The sequence below is a fragment of the Agrobacterium sp. MCAB5 genome (assembly GCF_052114365.1).
Taxonomy (GTDB): Bacteria; Pseudomonadota; Alphaproteobacteria; order Rhizobiales; family Rhizobiaceae; genus Agrobacterium; species Agrobacterium tumefaciens.
The window spans coordinates 1-947 of sequence record NZ_JBFREP010000055.1 but is presented as its reverse complement, the minus strand read 5'-3'; the positions used below and the strand labels follow the sequence as shown (position 1 = coordinate 947).

1 protein-coding gene is annotated in these 947 nt (G+C 50.7%); it reads right to left on the bottom strand.

The window, feature by feature from the left end; translation table 11 throughout:
- Positions 1 to 38: 38 nt before the first annotated feature.
- On the bottom strand, positions 39 to 947 hold a 909-nt coding region (locus tag AB4Z23_RS27240), incomplete at its 5' end, for a reverse transcriptase domain-containing protein (RefSeq protein WP_441361151.1).

The window sequence follows — 947 nt, the reverse complement described above, 5'->3', positions numbered from 1 at the left end:
GGTCGTGGCTAAGCCTCGGTAGTATTCCAACTCGTCACTCATTCGTATCCGTATCCTTCCCCAGTAGGATCTACTCCTCCCAGACCATGTTTCGCAAAATTCTTCCGAGCGGCACGCCAAGCAGTGTGGAAGCTTGGCAGCGACGTCTCCATCGGGACTTTTGCAAATTTGTACCAACTGCCCGATAAAAGCTCCGCTTCGCTGAGCGACTTTCCTTTCTTAGGCAATAGAGTAAGGCGGCGTGCGTACATTGCTTGAAGTACATGCAACAACCAACCATCCAGTTCCCTGAAAGCCTCCGCATCTTCGAGAAGACCAAAGTAACCTACCGCGCCCGTCGACCTTCCTATTTTGCCACCGCCGATGAGAAACGCATCGAGCGCTGATTGCTTCTTTGCCCCGTAGATGTAGCGACGTAGTTCGTTGACGCATGTAACCAGATCCCAATCTACAAACCACCTGCCTCGACGACCGCTAGCAAGCTTCCCAGTACGCCTCAGATGTAGCAGCAGATTGTTGTAAATGATCTTGGTGCATCGTCGTTTGATGTTTGCGACACTTTTGTCGCTTATTTTTAGACCCTCTGGAGTGAATTTGTAGCTCAAAAAGTTGAAGCTGGGTATGTGAGCCATTTCACAGGCAACCGCTGAAAAAATCCGAATGCCGGTCGACTTAACCTTATTAATATTCACCCCACTGCGCTCGGAGAAACGCGCATATGCTTCTGAGGTTCTCAGCGCATCTTCATAGCTCAGATTGATTACGACGCTGTCATCCGCAAAACGCGCGAATGACCCGCTTAATTTCCCCAAGTCCCGGTCAAGAGAATGTGCCGCAGCGTTCGCCAGAAATAGAGAAATGCTGTTTCCTTGTGGTATGCCAACTGACCGCACACCGTTCTTTCCGCTCAAATCCCGCCACGAATGGCTCATCACTGCGGTCAGGAC